The 18,777-nt window shown below is 32.8% G+C and carries 17 protein-coding genes and 1 pseudogene; 4 read left to right on the top strand and 14 right to left on the bottom strand.

The annotated features are described in order from the left end of the window. From AABL87_RS05640 to AABL87_RS05625, 4 genes and pseudogenes are all read left to right on the top strand, one after another. Window positions 1-185, top strand: a pseudogene (locus tag AABL87_RS05640) (hypothetical protein); the annotation flags it as partial. A gap of 30 nt (window positions 186-215) precedes the next feature. Continuing rightward, on the top strand, window positions 216-1,961 hold the full coding sequence (locus AABL87_RS05635) for a tetratricopeptide repeat-containing sensor histidine kinase (RefSeq protein WP_341277064.1): 1,746 nt from the start codon (window positions 216-218) through the stop codon (window positions 1,959-1,961). Then, the gene (locus tag AABL87_RS05630; protein ID WP_006257311.1) at window positions 1,954-2,625 is read left to right on the top strand and encodes a response regulator; all 672 of its coding nucleotides are present in this window, start codon (window positions 1,954-1,956) and stop codon (window positions 2,623-2,625) included. The genes AABL87_RS05635 and AABL87_RS05630 overlap by 8 nt, the downstream gene beginning before the upstream one ends. A 147-nt stretch (window positions 2,626-2,772) precedes the next feature. Further along, the gene (locus AABL87_RS05625) at window positions 2,773-3,111 is read left to right on the top strand and encodes a hypothetical protein (protein WP_006260559.1); all 339 of its coding nucleotides are present in this window, start codon (window positions 2,773-2,775) and stop codon (window positions 3,109-3,111) included. Window positions 3,112-3,143: 32 nt separating this feature from the next. On the opposite strand, the gene clpX is transcribed toward AABL87_RS05625, so the two are convergent. From clpX to AABL87_RS05555, 14 genes are all read right to left on the bottom strand, one after another. Further along, complete coding sequence (gene clpX, locus AABL87_RS05620) at window positions 3,144-4,385, bottom strand: ATP-dependent Clp protease ATP-binding subunit ClpX (protein WP_006257314.1); 1,242 nt, start codon at window positions 4,383-4,385, stop codon at window positions 3,144-3,146. A 3-nt stretch (window positions 4,386-4,388) separates the two neighbouring features. After that, window positions 4,389-5,048 (bottom strand): ATP-dependent Clp endopeptidase proteolytic subunit ClpP, encoded by a 660-nt coding sequence (clpP, locus tag AABL87_RS05615; RefSeq protein WP_006257315.1) that lies wholly within the window; start codon window positions 5,046-5,048, stop codon window positions 4,389-4,391. A gap of 93 nt (window positions 5,049-5,141) precedes the next feature. Beyond that, entirely contained in the window at window positions 5,142-6,464 is a 1,323-nt protein-coding gene (gene tig, locus AABL87_RS05610; RefSeq protein ID WP_006262824.1) for a trigger factor, read from the bottom strand. Between the two features lie 97 nt (window positions 6,465-6,561). Then, window positions 6,562-6,918, bottom strand: coding sequence for a phage holin family protein (locus AABL87_RS05605; protein ID WP_006257317.1), 357 nt, complete (start codon window positions 6,916-6,918; stop codon window positions 6,562-6,564). A gap of 32 nt (window positions 6,919-6,950) precedes the next feature. Then, a complete protein-coding gene (locus AABL87_RS05600; protein WP_025125371.1) occupies window positions 6,951-8,579 on the bottom strand; it encodes a hypothetical protein in 1,629 nt (542 codons plus the stop codon). A gap of 18 nt (window positions 8,580-8,597) precedes the next feature. Then, on the bottom strand, window positions 8,598-9,851 hold the full coding sequence (locus AABL87_RS05595) for an OmpP1/FadL family transporter (RefSeq protein WP_341277063.1): 1,254 nt from the start codon (window positions 9,849-9,851) through the stop codon (window positions 8,598-8,600). Window positions 9,852-10,172: 321 nt separating this feature from the next. Beyond that, complete coding sequence (gene murI / locus AABL87_RS05590) at window positions 10,173-10,952, bottom strand: glutamate racemase (protein WP_006257320.1); 780 nt, start codon at window positions 10,950-10,952, stop codon at window positions 10,173-10,175. Window positions 10,953-11,021: 69 nt separating this feature from the next. Then, on the bottom strand, window positions 11,022-11,537 hold the full coding sequence (locus AABL87_RS05585) for an OmpH family outer membrane protein (RefSeq protein WP_006257321.1): 516 nt from the start codon (window positions 11,535-11,537) through the stop codon (window positions 11,022-11,024). Between the two features lie 35 nt (window positions 11,538-11,572). Then, window positions 11,573-12,832, bottom strand: coding sequence for an OmpH family outer membrane protein (locus AABL87_RS05580; protein ID WP_341277062.1), 1,260 nt, complete (start codon window positions 12,830-12,832; stop codon window positions 11,573-11,575). Window positions 12,833-12,864: 32 nt separating this feature from the next. Then, window positions 12,865-15,531 (bottom strand): BamA/OMP85 family outer membrane protein, encoded by a 2,667-nt coding sequence (locus AABL87_RS05575; RefSeq protein WP_006257323.1) that lies wholly within the window; start codon window positions 15,529-15,531, stop codon window positions 12,865-12,867. A gap of 12 nt (window positions 15,532-15,543) precedes the next feature. Continuing rightward, window positions 15,544-16,284, bottom strand: a complete 741-nt coding sequence (locus tag AABL87_RS05570; protein WP_341277061.1) for an isoprenyl transferase — start codon at window positions 16,282-16,284, stop codon at window positions 15,544-15,546. After that, window positions 16,285-16,998, bottom strand: coding sequence for a type IX secretion system protein PorG (gene porG, locus AABL87_RS05565; protein ID WP_016650181.1), 714 nt, complete (start codon window positions 16,996-16,998; stop codon window positions 16,285-16,287). Between the two features lie 138 nt (window positions 16,999-17,136). Continuing rightward, on the bottom strand, window positions 17,137-18,024 hold the full coding sequence (locus AABL87_RS05560; protein ID WP_006262819.1) for an NAD kinase: 888 nt from the start codon (window positions 18,022-18,024) through the stop codon (window positions 17,137-17,139). A 1-nt stretch (window position 18,025) separates the two neighbouring features. Next, complete coding sequence (locus AABL87_RS05555; protein ID WP_016650180.1) at window positions 18,026-18,694, bottom strand: CBS domain-containing protein; 669 nt, start codon at window positions 18,692-18,694, stop codon at window positions 18,026-18,028. Window positions 18,695-18,777: the final 83 nt, after the last annotated feature.

Below are 18,777 nucleotides of genomic sequence, written 5' to 3'. Positions count from 1 at the left end.
ATCATGATTGGGGACATCCACCTATTAAACCTCCAAAAGTAAATAACTTAAATATAGAACAAGAGGTAGATCATGATTGGGGACATCCACCTATTAAACCTCCAAAAGTAAATAACTTAAATATGGAACAAGAAGTAGATCACGATTATGGAAATACTACCATTAAAAGACCTACTGGGAAATAATTTACAAATAAAAAGTATTAAATTCGAAGAATGAAAAGAATCTTACTCCCTTTTTATTCTTCGAATTTCTTATGGATAATTATTTTATCCTTTTTAGTATACTCTTGTGTTAATAATGATGATACTAAATTAATCGATTTAAAAAAACTAGACCTTGCCTATAACTATCAACAAAAAGCTGATAGCCTTTATCTATTAAATCAATTAGACGATGCTTTTAATTCTTTTTTACAAGCTAATTTTTACTTTAAAGACACTGATAATACAGATTATATTAGTTACAATAATCTTAGAATTGCTACAATATACTTGACTATTGGTGATCCTAATACTGCTCAAGAAATTTTAACAAAAGAGATTATACAAATTGATAAAAAAGATAAATCTTTTATTGTTTTTTTATACTCTGCCTTAGGTGTATGTTACTCAGAATTAAATGACTATGAATTTTCCAATAAATATGCTTATAATTCTCTTAAACTCCCAAACCTCTCAATTGAAACCAAAGCTATAATAAACAACAATATAGCTTCTAATTATATTAGTTTAAATGAATACACTAAAGCAATTGATATTTTACAAAGCATTCTTTCTTCTAATGTCTTTAAAGAAATGCCCTTAGAGCAAGCACGAGTACTTAATAACCTAGGTAAAGCCCTTTACTTACTGAATAAATCACAAGGTTTAAAAGAACTTGAAGAGGCTTTAAGTATAAGACTTAATCATGTCAATCAAGAGGATCTCTTTAGAAGTTATATCAATCTAGCGGAATATTATACTTTAAACAGCCATAAGAAAACAGCTCAAAACTATGCGCTAAAAGCGTATCAAACTGCTGTAAATTATAAAAACAAAAAAGACAAACTACAAGCTCTTGAATACCTCATCAAGTCTAGTGCAGACAGTCCCTCTAAGTATTATGCAGATTATATAGACCTTTCTAAAGAAATCGCTACGGAGACTCAACAAGCGAAGAATCAATTCGCTAAAATACGTTATGACTTTGAACAACATGAACAAGAGAACATTAAGCTAAAACTTGATTTACAACACAGTGAACTAGTATCTGCTAGAAGTAAAAATGCTCTTTATGTGAGTCTTCTTTGTTTATTGGCAGGTGGAGTGATTACATCTTTTATTTACAGAAGAATAAAACATCGTCATAGAATAGATAAAATTCAACAGTCTTACTTAACAGAAACTAAAATTGCTAAAAAGATACACGACGAATTAGCGAATGATGTATTCAATGCATTAACGTATACACAGAACTTTAACCTTGAAACTCCAGAAACAAAGAATCATTTACTATCTGATCTGGAGTCTATCTATAAAAAAGCAAGAAATATTTCTCTGCAACATAGCTCTATTGCAACGGATGAAACTTTTGTTACGCATTTGACTAATTTATTCAATGAATACACTACTGCTAACTGCCAGATTATCATCTCAGGGCTTGACAACTTTGATTTTTCTCTACTTGATAAGAATCAAAAGATAACCATCTATCGAGTAATACAAGAATTATTAGTCAATATGAGGAAACATAGTATGGCTACTATAGTAGTGTTCAAATTCAGTGAAGATAAAAAATACTTTAAAATATTCTATTCTGATAACGGCGTAGGAATCATACAGGAGGATATTAAATCAAAAAATGGGCTTTCAAATGTGGAAAACCGTATTACTAATATTGGAGGAACATTTATATTTGATTCAACTAATAAACTGGGTGTAAAGTATAATATCCAATTACCGAAAAAAAATTATGTTTAAAAAGATATTAGTTGTCGAGGATTATGATAGTATCAATATTGGTATTGTACAAGCCCTAAGTGACAACATTCCGCAGGTCGAAGTATACAGTACTAAATACTGTGACGATGCTTGGCTAAAAATTCAAGGTGCTAAGAACAATAACTCACCGTTTGATTTAATTATCTCTGACTTGTCTTTTCAAGAAGACTATAGAGAAACTAAACTAAAGGGAGGAGCAGACTTAATCAAATTAATACGTGAACAAGATGACAATCTTAAAATCATTGTCTATTCTATAGAAAACAGATTTATAGAAGTAAGTGAATTAATAGATGATTTAAAAGTCAATGCTTATATCAGCAAAGGGAGAAATAGTATTAAAGAACTACTAGCGGCTATCACCTATATCCAACAAGAGGAAAAACCTTATCTATCACCAGATATCAAGGATGTAAAAGATAATCCTGTCACACTAGTACTTCAAGAGGAAGATTTAACTATTCTCCGTCTACTAGCAGAAGGGTACTCTCAAAGTGAAATGAGTCATAAGTTTAAAGAAGATAACCTATCAATAGCAAGTACAAGTAGTATCGAAAAGAGAATAAGCCGTTTAAGAGTTTCTTTTAATGCTAAAAACACAACACACCTTATTGGTATTGTAAAAGATATGGGAATCATTTAAACCCAGATTCCCCTCCATTAGCCAAATACTACAGTAAACTCTAATACTCATCTATCTTTTTGACATAAATATTCACTAAATGAGGTTTTCCGTAAAACACTGTCATTTATAGCCAGTACTTTTACCTTCCATAAATCATGCTGTATTATGCAAAAATATGTTTATCTACTAGTTATCTCTTTCTTTCTTCTTTTTTCTGGTTGTAATGAAGGGCGATATACAGTAATGGAGCCTACAGAAGAAGATAAAGCTTACCAAGTAGAAATAGACTCTATACTGACTATTTACAGTCAACATGCTTCTATCTACTCAGAAATATATCCAAAAGCGTTATATGGTAATAAAGAGGCCTTAAAAAGATACTCTGATCTCATGTTAGATATTAATGTATTAGATAATAAATTAAATCTATTAATTAATCAGAACAGAATAACATCCAACCAACTTAAGAAATATATGAAATTGAGAAAACAATTTACTCAATAAAAAAAAGCAGGAAGGTCTTTCCTGCTTTTTTATTATGATGCAACTTCTAATCGTTGCAATAAGTTTTTATTTAATGCCTGAGCCGTGTAGTCTTTATCTACATTTAACTCTTTTACTCCATCTTGGCTAGGTAACTCGTACATAGCGTCTGTTAGAATAGCCTCACATAACGATCTCAATCCTCTAGCACCTAACTTATACTCTAGTGCTTTATCCACAATATAATCTAATGCCTCATCAGTAATAGAGAACTTAATACCATCCATTTCGAATAGCTTTTCATATTGTTTTATTAGAGCATTTTTAGGTTCCGTAAGAATTGCACGCAATGTCGTCTTATCTAATGGATCCATATGCGTTAATACAGGTAGCCTTCCAATAATCTCAGGGATTAATCCATAGTCCTTAATATCCTTTGGAATAATATACTGCATTAGGTTAGTACGATCTACTTGATCTCCTTCTACTGTAGACTTATATCCTACAGCTTGCATATTTAATCGTTTAGAAATAAGTCTTTCAATTCCGTCAAAAGCTCCTCCTGCTACGAAAAGAATATTCTTTGTGTTTACTTCAATAAACTTCTGATCTGGATGCTTTCTTCCTCCTTTAGGTGGTACATTTACTATACTTCCTTCTAGAAGCTTTAATAAAGCCTGCTGAACTCCTTCTCCTGATACATCACGTGTTATAGATGGGTTATCACTCTTACGCGCGATTTTATCTATCTCATCTATAAAGATGATACCACGTTCTGCTTTTTCTACATCGTAATCTGCAGCTTGTAAAAGTTTAGTAAGAATACCTTCTACGTCTTCTCCTACATAACCAGCCTCTGTTAATACTGTCGCATCTACAATAGCTAATGGTACGTTCAACATTCTAGCAATTGTTTTTGCTACTAATGTTTTACCTGTACCTGTCTGTCCCACCATCAAGATATTACTCTTTTCGATTTCGATATCTTGATCATCGCCATTCATTTCTTGTAGAAGACGTTTATAGTGATTATAAACAGCTACAGACATTACTTTCTTAGTTTGATCTTGTCCTATGACATACTCATCTAAGAACGCTCTTATTTCCATTGGTTTCTTAAGTAATAAATCACTTGACAAATCACTTAAATGTTTTGACTGTTGTTCTTCTAATACTATACCATAAGCTTGCTCTACACAACGGTCACAAATATGAGCATCTATACCAGCAATTAGAATATTTGTATCAGATTTAGCACGCCCACAGAATGAACATGACATTTCTTCTTTAGCCATAAATTATTTTCTAATTAAAACCTCATCAATCATTCCATATTCTTTAGCCTCTTGTGCAATCATCCAGTAGTCACGATCACTATCATGATGTACTTTCTCCATAGATTGTCCAGAGTGCTTAGAGATGATTTCGTATAATTCATCTTTTAATTTTAATATCTCACGAGCTGTAATTTCGATATCAGAAGCTTGTCCTTGTGCTCCTCCTAATGGTTGGTGAATCATCACTCGTGAATGTGGTAATGCAGAACGTTTTCCTGCAGCTCCAGCACATAATAACACAGCTCCCATTGATGCTGCCATACCTGTACAAATCGTTGCTACATCAGGTTTGATTAACTGCATTGTATCATAGATACCTAATCCAGCATAAACACCTCCTCCAGGAGAGTTCACATAGATACTAATGTCTTTCTCGTTATCTACACTTTCTAAGAATAATAACTGCGCCTGTATAATATTCGCTACATAATCATCAATAGCTGTTCCCATAAAGATGATTCTATCCATCATTAAACGTGAGAACACATCCATAGAAGCAACGTTCATCTGTCTTTCTTCTATAATGTAAGGAGTCATACTACTAACGATTTTATCGTAATACATACTATTTATTCCTTGGTGCTTTGTAGCAAATTTTTGAAACTCTTTACCAAAATCCATATTCTTCTTCAATTTATTTTAAATACTATATAAAAAAATAAGCGCCTCTCTTTAACAGAAAGACGCTCAAATATACTTATTTTTTTCCGGATATTATTCTCCGTACATTTCCTTAACGAAATCTTTGTAAGATACTTCTTTTACTTCAGCTTTTACTTTATCGTTAAATAAAGCTAATACTTTTTCATTCATTACTTGCTCAGAAATACGTCTAACTTCATCTTGGTTAGTCATTACTCTAGCAACAATATCTTCAACTACTTTAGCTTCAGGATCCATTTGTCCAAACTGAGCCATTTGATCTTTAATCAACTTAGTAGTATATTCTTTAATTTCTTCGAAGTTTAATTGTAAGTCATATTGAGACATTACTTTTCCTTCTACTAATTGGTAACGTAAACCTTTTTCTGATTTTGTGTACTCAGCAGCAGCTTCTTCAGCAGTCATTGGAGTCTCACCTGCATCCATTAACCATTTAGTTAAGAAAGCAGCTGGTAATTCAAATGAAGTATTCTCTAATAAATGTTCGTAAACATCGTTTAAGAATTTTTGATCTGCTTGACTAGCAAATTGCTTTTCAGCATCTTCTTTGATTTTTTCTTTTAATTGCTCAACAGAAGTAACAACTCCTTCTCCAAACAATTTATCGAATAACTCTTGGTTTAATTCAGCTTTCTCTGTTTCATTGATTTCGTTGATAGTAAATATTACATCAATTTCTAATCCGTGAACTTTATCGTGATCAACAGCTAAAACTTCCATTAATTTATGGTCATCTTCGAATAAACCTTTAGTACTTACAGTAACTTGGTCACCTACTTTTTTACCAATAAATTTCTTTTGGTTTGTTTTAGTTCTGATATCGCTTACAGCGATTTTAACTTCATTATTGATTCCCTCTTCTTCGTTAGCGAAAGTACCTACCATTTCTGATGTTTCTTCTACTACCTCTTTAGAGATCATTTTTCCGTATTGTTTTTGAATAAACTCAACTTGCTCGTCAAGCATAGCATCATCAGCTACAACTTTGAACTTCTTGATTTTATTTTTACCTTCTAAGTCTAAAGAAAACTCAGGAGCTAATCCTAATTCAAAATCAAATTTTAATACATCTGCATCCCAGTTAATATCATTAGCTACTGGTAATGGATTTCCTAAAATATCTAATTTTTCTTCTACAAGATAGTTACTTAATTTTTCTTGCAAAATTTTGTTTACTTCTTCGAACAATACAGCTTTACCATATTGTTTTACGATTAAACTCATTGGAACTGCACCTTTTCTAAATCCAGGAACGTTTGCGTTCTTTTTGTAGTTAGATAAAACGTTATCTACATTACCTTGGTAATCTTCTTTTGCAAGCTCAATAGTTACGATTGCATTAAGAGCATCTACATTATTTCTTGTAATATTCATTTTTGATGTATTTACATATAAAATTGGGTTGCAAAAATATATTATTTTTACAACCCAAACAACTTTTTAAGTAATTGTATTTCAACTATTAATTTTTTTATCCTCTTCTAGGCTCATCTTTTTGTAAAAACCCATTTACTACAGATTGACAAAATGTCAAGACAACACTAAATAGTAATGCAGTCCAAAATCCACTTACCGTAAATCCATTGACAAAATAGGCTGCTAACTGTATGATAACTGCGTTAATTACAAGTAAGAACAATCCCATAGTAACAATAGTCGCAGGTAATGTCATAAACACTAAAATAGGTCTTAAAAACATATTTAATATCCCTAGCGCTACTGCCACCCATAGTCCAGTAGTAAAACTCTCTACAAAAACTCCTGGTAAAATATTTGCTAATAAAACAACTAAACCAGTAGTAATTAATAATCTAATGATAAATCCCATATTTAATTTTTTGTTTAAAATTAAAAAGAATTTTACTTATTACCAACCATTAATGTTGGCCCAGGGTATACAGCAGGATTAACTAATGGTATACTAGCCTTATAATGTTTATTAATAGATCTTAAAATCTCTGAAGCTATAAATGCATATCCTCTTCCATTTAAATGTACTCCATCTAATGAAAACATAACGGTATTTAAATTCCCCATTCCTTGGAAATAATTAGCTGTATAGATTTGACCATCTTCTACTCTAAGTCCAGAAACTGCTTTATTTAAGATATCATTCATATCAGCTACAGCTAATCCTTTACTAGTAGCTGTTGCTTTAATAATACTATTAAATTGAACTGTAGCTTCTTTGATATTTGCTTGTTCTGTAGGGTTAAGTACAAAAGAATCACTGATAGGGAAACTAACTCCTTTTTTCAGCATAGCATCCATTGTAGGATTTCCTGTTGATTGAGGTAATGAAGCTCCAATCTGTGCCTTACTTGTTAACAGCATTAAGTCTTTTGCAGTAGCATGTCTAGCTTGTCCATAAGACATCGCGATAAACTTGATTTGCTCAGGTGTTAATTTTACAGGAAACAAACCTGCCCCTACTACTTGTGTTAACCCTCCTTCTAATAAAGCAGACATATCTGCCAAAGTTTTATCTTGAATCAAAAGTGGGTTAGCTGAAGTTTTAGATATCAACTGAAGTCTATCCCCTTGACCTCCTTTTGCTAAAATTTGCTTTAATAATCCTATTAGACTATTTAGTTGATCTATATTCCCTTCACCGATAAGTTTAGGAGATAATGGATTATAAGGTACTGTAGTGAAAAATGGAATAGCGGTCACATCAGGAATAGTAGCTACTATACCTTTTGCACCTTCAGAAGTTAGTGTATTTGTAATTTGCTCGTATACTTGCTTAAACACTCCTGCATGAGTAATATCATTTGAACCATACATAGCAGGATTAGTTCCCCCTGCTTTATTTTGATCCACACCTTCTCCTCCTGAAGTAGCATATGCTAATACATCATTAGCTCCAATCCAGTTCGTAAAGAATGTCGGTTTTAGGCTCATCGCATCACCTAATACTGTCGCATTATCAGCTGTAGCCGTACGTACAAAGTATGGGTTAGCGGTAGCAGGAGTAGTTAATAACCCTGATGGATTACCATAACCAGGCGCTATTAAATGGAAAGTCTTAGCACCAGGTACACCAGCATTGTGATATGCTTTTTTCTGTTGCTTAGTTGCTTCTATAGTTACTGCTCTATCAATATTCTGAGGCCCTATAGCTTGTCCATCTGCTCCAGGCATCATATTAACAATCATTCTTGTTGGAAAGCCCGGATTCGCTTGCCCTGCAAATAATAAACCTCCGACATCATTCATATCATCTTCAAATGATGGTTGAGTAAACTCGCCACCACCAACTATTTTAAATTGGGTTGCTAATATATTTGGAAATGAGTTCTTCTGTCCTGATTTGAAAACAGTACCGTCCATAAATCCAGCAGTAAGAGAGTTTCCAACAGCTACATACGAACTAAAGTCAGCTTCTCCTGCATAATATGTTCCTCCATCTATTTCATCTTTGATAGAAGGCTCACATGATGCTAATAAAGCAATGGCAGGTAATAATAATAAATATCTTTTTTTCATGATTTCTTTTTAATTAAATTAAAAACTATAGCTCACACCAAGGCCTCCACTAATCACAGAAGACTTATAAGTTCCTCCAAAAGACACATTCTGACCATCTTCCATAAAATAATCATAAGAACTATTTGTATCACTAAAGTGTAAATAAGTCAATGACATATCGATTGCTATACCATTCTTGAATTTATAACTAAACCCTCCTGTATATGCACGAGAATCATTACGTGGTGTTTCTGGAGCAAAGTATCCCTCTTGTACAGGACTTTCGTCATAATACCAACCAGCTCTAAGTGTTAACTGATCATTCATTGTATACTGTAATCCTAAACGATATGTACTTGAATCTTTATAATTACGAGGATTTACAGATGTTCCAATTGCAGGGTTGTCTACGAACTCAATCTCTAATGCTTTATATGCATTCCAGAATGTTCTATTATAATCAAAAGCAAATAACCACTTATTCCAAGTATAAGACGCTCCTACTGCCAATTCTGCTGGCAAAGGCATTTCTGCTTTAATTTTACCGTTTTTAAACAATCCTTGACCATATCCTGGTACATCATAGAATTTTGACTTACCGCTCTTTTCATCCATGACAATTTTAGAACGATAGTTTAATCCTAATCTTAGATGATCATCTACATTCACCATATATCCAGCTGTCCATCCCCAAGCAGTAACGTTTTTAGCTTCTACTGTTACATTCGTTCTATTTCCTTGCTCATCAGTCATGCTACGAGACAAGTTTTTATTAAATGTCACTCCACCATTTACGAAAATAGGTCCCCCTCCAAAACTGAAGTGTTTACTAACTTTAATAGCTACAGTTGGTTGAAAATAGATTGCTTTTAAATCAATATTATTAACTAAGTGTGAACCTTGCCAATCTTTATCCCATTCTACTTTACTACCGTATGGCGAATAGATAGCTAGACCAACTGTCATCCAATCAGTAGCCTTATAAGTACCATATGCATAGAATGGTGTTCCTGGATTACGAGTTTCATTCTCCCATCCATAAGTTTTATTCTGAAATTTAGTATCAGCGACTAAAACACTAACACCTCCTGAAAAATTAAACTTATCTTCCAAATAAACAGATGCAGCAGGGTTAAAGAATAAAGATTCCGCACCACTACTTATGACTGCTACTCCCGTATGTCCCATTGCAAGTTGTTTATTTCCTTGCATTGCAACTCTATATCCTCCAGCAAAGGCTGAAGTCGATATCAAAGTAAGTAGAGACAGTGATAATATTTTTCTTATCATAATTAACTGTTATTTATAATTCGTTTATTTCAAATATATACAGTTCTATTAGTTTTACAAATATTTAAGCCTATTTTTAACATTCATATTTTTACTTTTTAATTATTATTAAAAAGCAACTCAAATAAACTCATTTTAATACAATACAATTAACAAATTAAAAGAATTATGCATGTATACATTAACAGCACATATATTTAAAAATCAACAACATCTTGCATTTTTACTAAACCACTGATTATCTAACAACAAAAACAGTCAATAAAAAAGAGATATACACTCGGTATATCTCTTTTTACAATATTTCTTAATCTACATAGACTAAAAACTTCTATACTCCACTATCCCATTACTAGGAACAAATGTTTTAAGAATAGAGGTATCTGTATTACTAAAAAAGTAATTAGTTCCTTTACTTTCTCGTGTTGTAAGTAAGTCTAATTCTTCAAGTATTTTTTTCGTTTGTTTAGCAACTGCTTTACCAGAATCTATAATCTTTATTTCTTTAGGAATAATAGTTTCTATAATAGGAATTAGATAAGGATAATGTGTACAACCTAAAACTAGAGTATCTATTCCTTTCTCTACCATTGGTTCTAAATAAGAACGAAGTAAATCCTTCATCTCTTGAGAATGAATTCCTCCATTTTCTATCAAATTAACTAGATTATAACCTATTTGCTCAATGATCTCTATATCAGGATACATCTTAACCTTAGAAGTAAAGAAGTCACTTGTAATTGTTCCTTTAGTAGCCAATATACCTATTTTAGAAGTCTTCGTTAAGATAGTAGCTGGTTTTATAGCAGGCTCAATTCCTATAATAGGAATATGACATCTAGCTCTCATCTCGCTTATTGCATTGGTCGTTGCCGTATTACATGCTACTACTACAATCTTACAATTAAGAGAGACTAAATACTCAACATTTTTAAGAGATAAATCTATTATTTCTTGTTTTGTTTTGATTCCATAAGGAGCATAAAGCTGATCACCTATAAAGATGGTGTCTTCGTTTGGCATTAAGAGATTAATCTCTTGCCAGATAGTTGTTCCTCCTATTCCAGAGTCAAATAAACCTATAGGGTTGTTCTTAGTCATATACAAATATAAAAAAAACCACTCTTTAACAAGAGCGGTTTTGATTATGATTATCTAATTAAACTAAAATTAATTAGCTCCTAATTCTTTTTTTACATCAGCTAAAAGGTCTGCACCTCCTGCTAATAAAACTCCAGAACCATTAGAAGAATCTAATACATAGTCAAACCCTTTAGATTTTCCTACTTTCTGGATAGCTGCTAAAGCTTTTTCTACGATAGGTTGAGTTAACTCTAACTCTTTCTTACCGTAATCTTGTTGAGCTGTTGTTTGGAATTGTTGAATTCTTTGTTGTAATTCATCGATTTCTTTAGCTCTTTCTTCATTTTTAGCATCTCCTGCAGTAGCAGCTTCTGCTTGGTATTGTTGAATCTTAGTTTGGTAAGTAGACATCATTGTAGAAATTTCTTTCTCGTATCCTTCACCTATTTTCTTTAATTCAGCATTAGCATTTTTCATCGCTGGTAATTCTGTCATTAAAGCTCTTACGTCGATATGTGCTACTTTAGATTGAGCCATTACCGCTGTAGTACTAACTCCGAAAAACATTGTAGCTGCAATTAATAAAGATTTCATTTTTCTCATCTTTCTCGATTTTTGATTTATATTTTATTGTTATTCTACTTTTTATTAGCTTCTTCAGCTTTCTTTCTCGCCTCTTCTTGCTTTTGCAAGATTAATAGCTTTCGCTCCTCTTGTTCCTTTAGAATACGCTGTCTTCGCTCTTCTTGCTTACGTAGAGACTCATCTATCAACTCTTGTCGCCTTTTCAACGCTTCTTCTTGCTTACGCTTTTGTTCTGCTTCTCTTTTTTCTTGAGCTATTCTGCGTTCCTCTTGTAATTTTTCTATATCCACAGAAGATTTTTTCGACTGTTGATCTAAAGCTTGTTGTTTTCTTCTCTCTAACTCCTCTTGTATCAGTCTATCTCTTTCTGCTTTACGTCTATCTGACTCAGCTTGTTGCTCCTCCATCATTTTTAGACGCTCTTGAGTTGCCTGCTCTCTGTTCTTCTCATTTTGAAGACGTTTATCCTCTGCTTGCTGTTGACGCTCTTGAATCAACTTCTTCTGAGCTTCGATCTTATCCGCTTTTTCTTGTTTCAGCTTCTCTTGCTTCTCTATCTGCTGTTTGATTTGTTCCTCTTTTCTTCTCTTAAGTTCTTGCTCTTTCTGATAGTTAACATCGTTTGCTAGCTCTTCTTTTCTCTTCTTCTCTTCAATTCGCATGATACGTTCAGCTTCTTCTTTACGTCTCTGTTGCTCTTCACGTCTACTCTGCCTTAGAGACATTGCATCCTCTTTCTGTTCTTCTTCTTCGACAGCTTGTGCTTCTGATTTAGTCATACCTTGCTTTCTACGGGCAGTAGCTAGTCTACGTAAAACTAAGTCGCTAATATCGTGTTTTTTTGTAGCAATCACCATAGTAGCTTCAGAATTTTTATCTAAAACGTAATCAAATTTACGAGCTTCAGCAATATCTTCCACTACAGCAAAAACTTGATCTTGTATTGGTTTGGCCAACATGATCTTTTGTGTAATCAGATCACCTGACGTTCCAAATCTTTTTTGTTGATATTGAAAAAGCTCTTCCTCTAATATTGATATCTCTTCTTCTTTCTCTTCTATCAAATCTCTAGTTAAAAGAATTCGTTCAGCAGCTAAATTATCTTTTAGCTTTTTGATTTCAGCCTTTTTTTTATCAACATCTCCTTTCCACGTATTCGCTCTCTCATCTAATTGGGTAGTAGCCTGTAGGTACTCAGGTGTCTGACTTAAGATATACTCCATATCGATATAGGCTACACGAGCGCTACCACCTTGAGCCACTACTGATACTATTCCAAAAACACTAAATAATAAAGTTAAATACGTTTTCATTCTAAATCAAGTTTTATGATGTAACTAGTACATTAAAACGATTGCCCAAGAATAAAGTGTGTTTGGAATCCACTCTTCTGAGTAGTACCTGGTACAGAATCGAATCCGTATCCAAAGTCAATACCTAACAATCCGAACATTGGCATGAACACACGAACACCAAAACCAGCAGAACGTTTTAATTCAAACGGACTATAGTCTTTAAACGATGCAAATGAGTTCCCTGCTTCTGCGAAAGTCAACACATAAACTGATGCACTTGGCTTTAATGTAATAGGGTAACGTAATTCTAACGAAAATTTATTATAAATAGTACCTCCGATTTGTTCTCCTCTATCATTATATGGAGTTAATGTCTGATTTTGGTATCCTCTTAACTGAATTACCTCACGACCATCTAATGAATAATTTGCTAGTCCGTCACCACCTACATAGAATCTTTCAAACGGAACTACTCCTCTATTATTGTTATAAGCTCCCATATATCCAAATTCTCCTAGTGCACGAACTACTAATTTATCATAGATAGTTGTATACCAATCTCCTTTGAATTTTAATTTATAGTATTCTAACCAATTAAATTTCTTTTGGTCTACTTTAGCCACATCTGCTGTAGCATCTTCCCAATTATTAACTGGTCTATAGCTAGAATCTAAATAAGTTCCTACAGGGATAGTCGCTCCAGTTACTGGATCTATCGCTCCTGCTTTTGCTCTTAATTTATATTCTTGTTGATCACCAAGATTTTTATAATCCACATTGTTAAACAACGAATATGGAGCAGTAAACTTACCACTAACACTAAAGAATGAACCAAACGTTGGGAAAATCGGGTCATTACCACGATTATCACGTCTTAATTCAATCTGATAAGCTAAGTTACGAGAGTCTCCATCTCCGAATGTAAATAATCCTGTATTATAATTTTTCATATTATAATATTGAAAACTCAAAGTATGAGATAATACAAAGTTATCATCTGGCACACTTAATTGTTTAGCAATACCAAATTGCAATGTTGTAATATCAAATCCTCTACTTCTATCTGTACGACGATTCACATAATCATAAAGATTCTGTGTACTATATGCTACTGTACCAAAGAAGTTAATAGGCTTACGTCCTCCGAACCATGGCTCAGAGAAACTTATACTATAGGTTTGATAGTAAGTACTTCCTTGTAGACGTAGTGATAAAGATTGTCCATCTCCCATTGGGAAAGGCTTATAAGACTTCTTATTAAATATATTTCTCAACGAGAAGTTATTAAATGACAGCCCTAATGTACCGATGAATCCTCCTCCACCGTATCCTCCTTGTAACTCAACCTGGCTTGATCCTTTTTCAGTTACTTGCCAGTCGATATCAACTGTTCCTGAATTCGGATCAGCATTTTTCACATCTGGAATAATAGCTTGTGCATCAAAAATATTTAACCCTCCTAATCGTCGGATTGTTTCCATCACTAAAGATTTACTCCATATCTCACCTGGACGAGTTCTTATATCTCTATGAACTACGTGATCATGTGTATTATCATTACCAGAAACTGTAATATTATTAAACCTTGCGATAGGTCCTTCCACGATTCTTACCTCGAAATCGATTGTATCATTAGCTGTTCTAACCTCAACTGGGTTCACATTAGAGAATAAATATCCATTATTCTGATACACATTTGATATATAATACCCATCAGGATCAGTCTTATCATCTATACGTTTATCCAGTAAGACTCCATTATAAACATCACCTTTTTCGATACCCAATACTTGCTTTAATTGGCTATTTGTATAAACAGTATTACCAATAAAACGAATATCACCGAAGTAATACTTATTCCCCTCAGTAACATCAATGTTTATACTTATTCTATTGGTTTCAGGATTATAACTTGTTGTATCAGCAATTATACGAGCATCTCTATAACCATTCTCTTTATATTTACTAACAAGCTTATCTAAATCCTCTTCATATTTAGCTTTGATAAACTTAGAAGGTTTGAAAATACGCAATGGATTGAAAGGACTACGTTGCTTAGTCTCCTTCATTGCTTTTTTCAATTTCTTATCACTTAATTGCGTATTACCACTAAAAGCTATCTCTTCTATACGAACTTTCTTCCCCTTATCTATTCCAACTAATAGTTCTACTGTTCGGCCTGTCGAGTCAGCTGGAATAGTATTTAACGTTACTTTTGTATTATAATAACCATCTTTCTTATACTTATTTAGTAAGAAATACTTAGTAGTAGACAGAAAGTTATCATTAACAATTTTACCCCTATTCAGTTTTGCTTCTTTGATAAGAGCTTCAGACTTTGCCTTTTTAAAACCTTTAATCTTTACACTTTTTAAACGAGGCAGCTCATTTAAAGTTAGTTCTAGATTAATAGTGTCATTTACAACAGATGTTTCGTAGAAGTTAATATCAGTAAATGAACCAACCTTCCATAACTTTGTAAGAGCATGCGAAAGCTCTTCTCCAGGCACAGCTATTTTTTGGCCTTTAGAAAGCCCTGTAAAAGTAACTATCGTTTGTGGGTTTAAGCTATATTTTCCTGTCACTGTTATATCTCCTAAGGTATAGATTTTAGGAGCTTCAAAAGAAGGGGCTTTTATACTGTCCTGTGCATGCACATGAGAGTATACTAGACCAGCAATAAACAGTGCAAAAAGAGATGTACCTTTTTGAAACATTAGATTCGTTTTTTATTTTATTTGTTCACTTGTTTTTCCAAACCTTCTTTCTCTATTCTGATAAGTAAGAAGGGCTTTATAAAGTTCCTCTTCCGTAAAGTCCGGCCAGAGTACCTCTGTAAAATAAAGCTCAGAATAAGCGATTTGCCATAACAAAAAGTTACTTATTCGTTGCTCTCCACTTGTTCTAACTAATAGGTCAACATCAGGTAGATCACTCGTGTAAAGATGATTATTTATAACTGATTCATCTATATCAGCCTCCGAAATTAAGTTATTTTTAACTTTAAATGAAATTTCTTTTACAGCTTTTATTAGTTCAGCTCTAGAACCATAGCTCAACGCTAATGTTAAAGTCATTTGAGTATTGTCTTTAGTCTGATCCAATACGTCTCTTAATTGAGCTTGTACTTTTTCTGGCAATAAAGATAAATCACCAACAGCATTAAGTTTAATATTATTTTTCGTAAAAGTAGGGAGTTCCTTTTTTAGTGACTTCACTAATAATTTCATTAACATATCTACTTCCAATTTGGGACGATTCCAATTCTCAGTAGAAAACGCATATAAAGTTAAATGCTTAATTCCTAACGTAACGCATGTACTAATAGTAGTACGCACGGACTTAACACCATTCTCATGGCCTAGCGTTCTTAGAAATCCTTTTTGTTTTGCCCATCTACCGTTACCATCCATAATGATGGCTAAGTGATTAGGTAAGTTGTCTGTGTTAATCTGTTCTTTCAAATTCATTTAATCTGCACAATAACATGGGTTATTTCCAAAAGTATAACTTATCGATATACCTGAGTAAAAAAACCAATCATTTCCGTTTTTACCAAAACCATAAGACTTTTTATTTGCTTCTGTAGGACTACTTCCATCTAAATTATTAGTGAAAGTATAATGTGCAGCTACTTCAGCATTCAGATTTATCTTAGGCGTAAGTCTTAATTTTAACCCACCCGCAAAAGGTATAGTCATTGAATTTTTCTTACCTCCTTTTACTAAATCTACACTTGTCGACTCAAATCCTTCTACAGGTGTACTTGGTCTAAAGTAAATATCGTTATATCTTATACCTGATACGCCAACAAAAAGGTATGGTGTAAAACCAAAATTCTCTTGGTGTAAATCGAATTCAAAAAAATTAAATTCAATACCTACCGACAATTGTTGAACAGTATTTGTAAAACTATATCCTCTTTCTTTTCGGCTTCCCATATCAGATTTAGCATCATCTCCTCCTATTTTATGGTGAGAATAACTAACTCTAAAAGAGTGCCTAGGGCTTCTATTCCAACGATAAAAAACATTGTACCCCATATCCTTTGGTGCTATATATTGAGTAGAACCAATATCTCCTACATAATTAGAACCACCAAGCCCTACACCGAATTCGTGAATCTGAGCTTTAGCTATAACTGTTGTAAGTAGCAGTAATAGAGATATAAGAATTTTATTCATTCTGTTAAAATAATTTACAAATATAGTAATATAGACCTTTCAAAATCTATTTTTTTCTCACGGATTGCCCAAATGAGGTTAAGCTATTTTGTTCTAAACGTAGAAAACCCTTAAAAAGTATATAGTTTGTTGACTTTTTTAATTTCTCTTATCCTCTCCCCACAGTAATTTATTTCTCAATGTCTTAATAAAACTTTGAGTAGGAAACTCCACTAAATCTACTGTGAAAGGAGCTTTAGTAATAATTAATTCTGTATCGTTGTCCACAGCTTTTGTAGTCGTGTCAAGTGACACTAAGAACTGTTTCTCTCTAGAACTTACTTTTAACTTAATTGTTAAATTATCTCGGATAACCAACGGTCTCACATTTAAATTATGCGGTGCCAACGGAGTTAACACAAAACATCCCGTCTCAGGTTCTATTATCGGCCCTCCACAGCTTAATGAATAACCAGTAGACCCTGAAGGTGTAGATATAATCAATCCATCTGCCCAATAAGTAGCTAAAAACTCATCATCTAAATAAGTTTCTACTGTAATCATAGAGGTTGTATTCTTTCTTGATACAGTCACCTCGTTTAAAGCATACTGAATATCAAAAGCATTATTTTCTTGAGGTAAACAATTTAAGCTCAACAAAGATCTTTTTGATCTCTTAAACTTATTTTCAAACAACAAAGGAATATGCTCCTCTAAATTATCGTGTTGTACATTAGCTAAAAAACCTAACCTTCCTGCATTAATTCCCACAATCGGGATATCCGTATTTTTAATAAAATTAGCGGCGCGCAGCATTGTCCCATCACCTCCCACGCTAATAAAAAAATCCACTTCACTAGTCAATGGATTATTCGTTCCAAACGTTTGGTATTCTTTATCAAGAATATCTTGTTCATTCAATAGACTGTAAAACTTTTCTTCAAATACGACCTCTGTGTTTTCGTATTTTTGAAATAAGTTAAATAACCTACGTACTATATTTTGTACTATAGGTTTGGCAGTCTGTCCATAAATCGCAAACTTCATATTATATGTTTAGATATTTATTAAGGTATTCTGTTCTTTCCTTTAGATCATTAATATGCGTATCTTCAGAAAGTGTACTGACTATCTCATAACCATAACGTCTTAAGTCATCTAAAATAACCTTTGTATTGACACTATTAGTTTTAACTAATAGTTGAGTATTATGATTGTTGTTAGACAATAGTAATAGACCTATCATTTTAGCATTGTTACCTTCTACTATTTGTGTTATTTCTGAGAAGCTGTAATCTAAATGTCCTTTTTCAATGACAAAAGTAGTACCCTTTTCATCAAAAAACATTGTTTTACTCCATTCATTTAACAAATATTCTTTAGAATATATTCCTTTTATTTTACCTTCTTCGTCTAATAGCGGAATAGTATTCGTATCACACTGACTAAACAAATCAAAAAAATCAAAAGGATTCAAATTCGAAGACTCTAAAAGGTAGAACTTATCTAAATCATACATAACATCCTGAATAGTGCTATCGAGATCAGCTGTATAAATATCCTCTGTATTGATATTGCCAATCCAGATTTCATCTTTATTCACCACAGGAAGATGAGAATAATTACTTTTTTCTAGATAAGGAAGTACATCTTTAATAAGCGTATTCAATTTACAGATAGGATAATCTGTGAGTAGAAAGAAGTCAGGAGATAACATAATTCAAGGTTATTATTTAGAAGTGCAAAATAATCAAAAATAAAACAATAGACGTTAATTATAGTTTGTATTTTTGTCTTTAA

Origin of the sequence: Myroides sp. C4067 (assembly GCF_038039665.1) — a bacterium.
In the GTDB taxonomy this organism is placed as follows: Bacteria; Bacteroidota; Bacteroidia; order Flavobacteriales; family Flavobacteriaceae; genus Flavobacterium; species Flavobacterium odoratimimum.
This window is presented reverse-complemented; position numbering and strand designations above follow the sequence as displayed.

What these genes read in the sequence shown, in the direction of transcription:
- AABL87_RS05630 (WP_006257311.1), top strand. Translation starts at nt 1,954, where the DNA reads ATGTTTAAAAAGATATTAGTTGTCGAGGATTATGATAGTATCAATATT.
- murI (WP_006257320.1), bottom strand. Translation starts at nt 10,952, where the DNA reads ATGACTAAGAACAACCCTATAGGTTTATTTGACTCTGGAATAGGAGGA.
- AABL87_RS05635 (WP_341277064.1), top strand. Translation starts at nt 216, where the DNA reads ATGAAAAGAATCTTACTCCCTTTTTATTCTTCGAATTTCTTATGGATA.
- AABL87_RS05580 (WP_341277062.1), bottom strand. Translation starts at nt 12,832, where the DNA reads ATGAAAACGTATTTAACTTTATTATTTAGTGTTTTTGGAATAGTATCA.
- AABL87_RS05570 (WP_341277061.1), bottom strand. Translation starts at nt 16,284, where the DNA reads ATGAATTTGAAAGAACAGATTAACACAGACAACTTACCTAATCACTTA.
- clpP (WP_006257315.1), bottom strand. Translation starts at nt 5,048, where the DNA reads ATGGATTTTGGTAAAGAGTTTCAAAAATTTGCTACAAAGCACCAAGGA.
- AABL87_RS05555 (WP_016650180.1), bottom strand. Translation starts at nt 18,694, where the DNA reads ATGTTATCTCCTGACTTCTTTCTACTCACAGATTATCCTATCTGTAAA.
- AABL87_RS05605 (WP_006257317.1), bottom strand. Translation starts at nt 6,918, where the DNA reads ATGGGATTTATCATTAGATTATTAATTACTACTGGTTTAGTTGTTTTA.
- AABL87_RS05625 (WP_006260559.1), top strand. Translation starts at nt 2,773, where the DNA reads ATGCAAAAATATGTTTATCTACTAGTTATCTCTTTCTTTCTTCTTTTT.
- AABL87_RS05560 (WP_006262819.1), bottom strand. Translation starts at nt 18,024, where the DNA reads ATGAAGTTTGCGATTTATGGACAGACTGCCAAACCTATAGTACAAAAT.
- tig (WP_006262824.1), bottom strand. Translation starts at nt 6,464, where the DNA reads ATGAATATTACAAGAAATAATGTAGATGCTCTTAATGCAATCGTAACT.
- AABL87_RS05585 (WP_006257321.1), bottom strand. Translation starts at nt 11,537, where the DNA reads ATGAGAAAAATGAAATCTTTATTAATTGCAGCTACAATGTTTTTCGGA.
- AABL87_RS05600 (WP_025125371.1), bottom strand. Translation starts at nt 8,579, where the DNA reads ATGAAAAAAAGATATTTATTATTATTACCTGCCATTGCTTTATTAGCA.
- clpX (WP_006257314.1), bottom strand. Translation starts at nt 4,385, where the DNA reads ATGGCTAAAGAAGAAATGTCATGTTCATTCTGTGGGCGTGCTAAATCT.
- AABL87_RS05575 (WP_006257323.1), bottom strand. Translation starts at nt 15,531, where the DNA reads ATGTTTCAAAAAGGTACATCTCTTTTTGCACTGTTTATTGCTGGTCTA.
- AABL87_RS05595 (WP_341277063.1), bottom strand. Translation starts at nt 9,851, where the DNA reads ATGATAAGAAAAATATTATCACTGTCTCTACTTACTTTGATATCGACT.
- porG (WP_016650181.1), bottom strand. Translation starts at nt 16,998, where the DNA reads ATGAATAAAATTCTTATATCTCTATTACTGCTACTTACAACAGTTATA.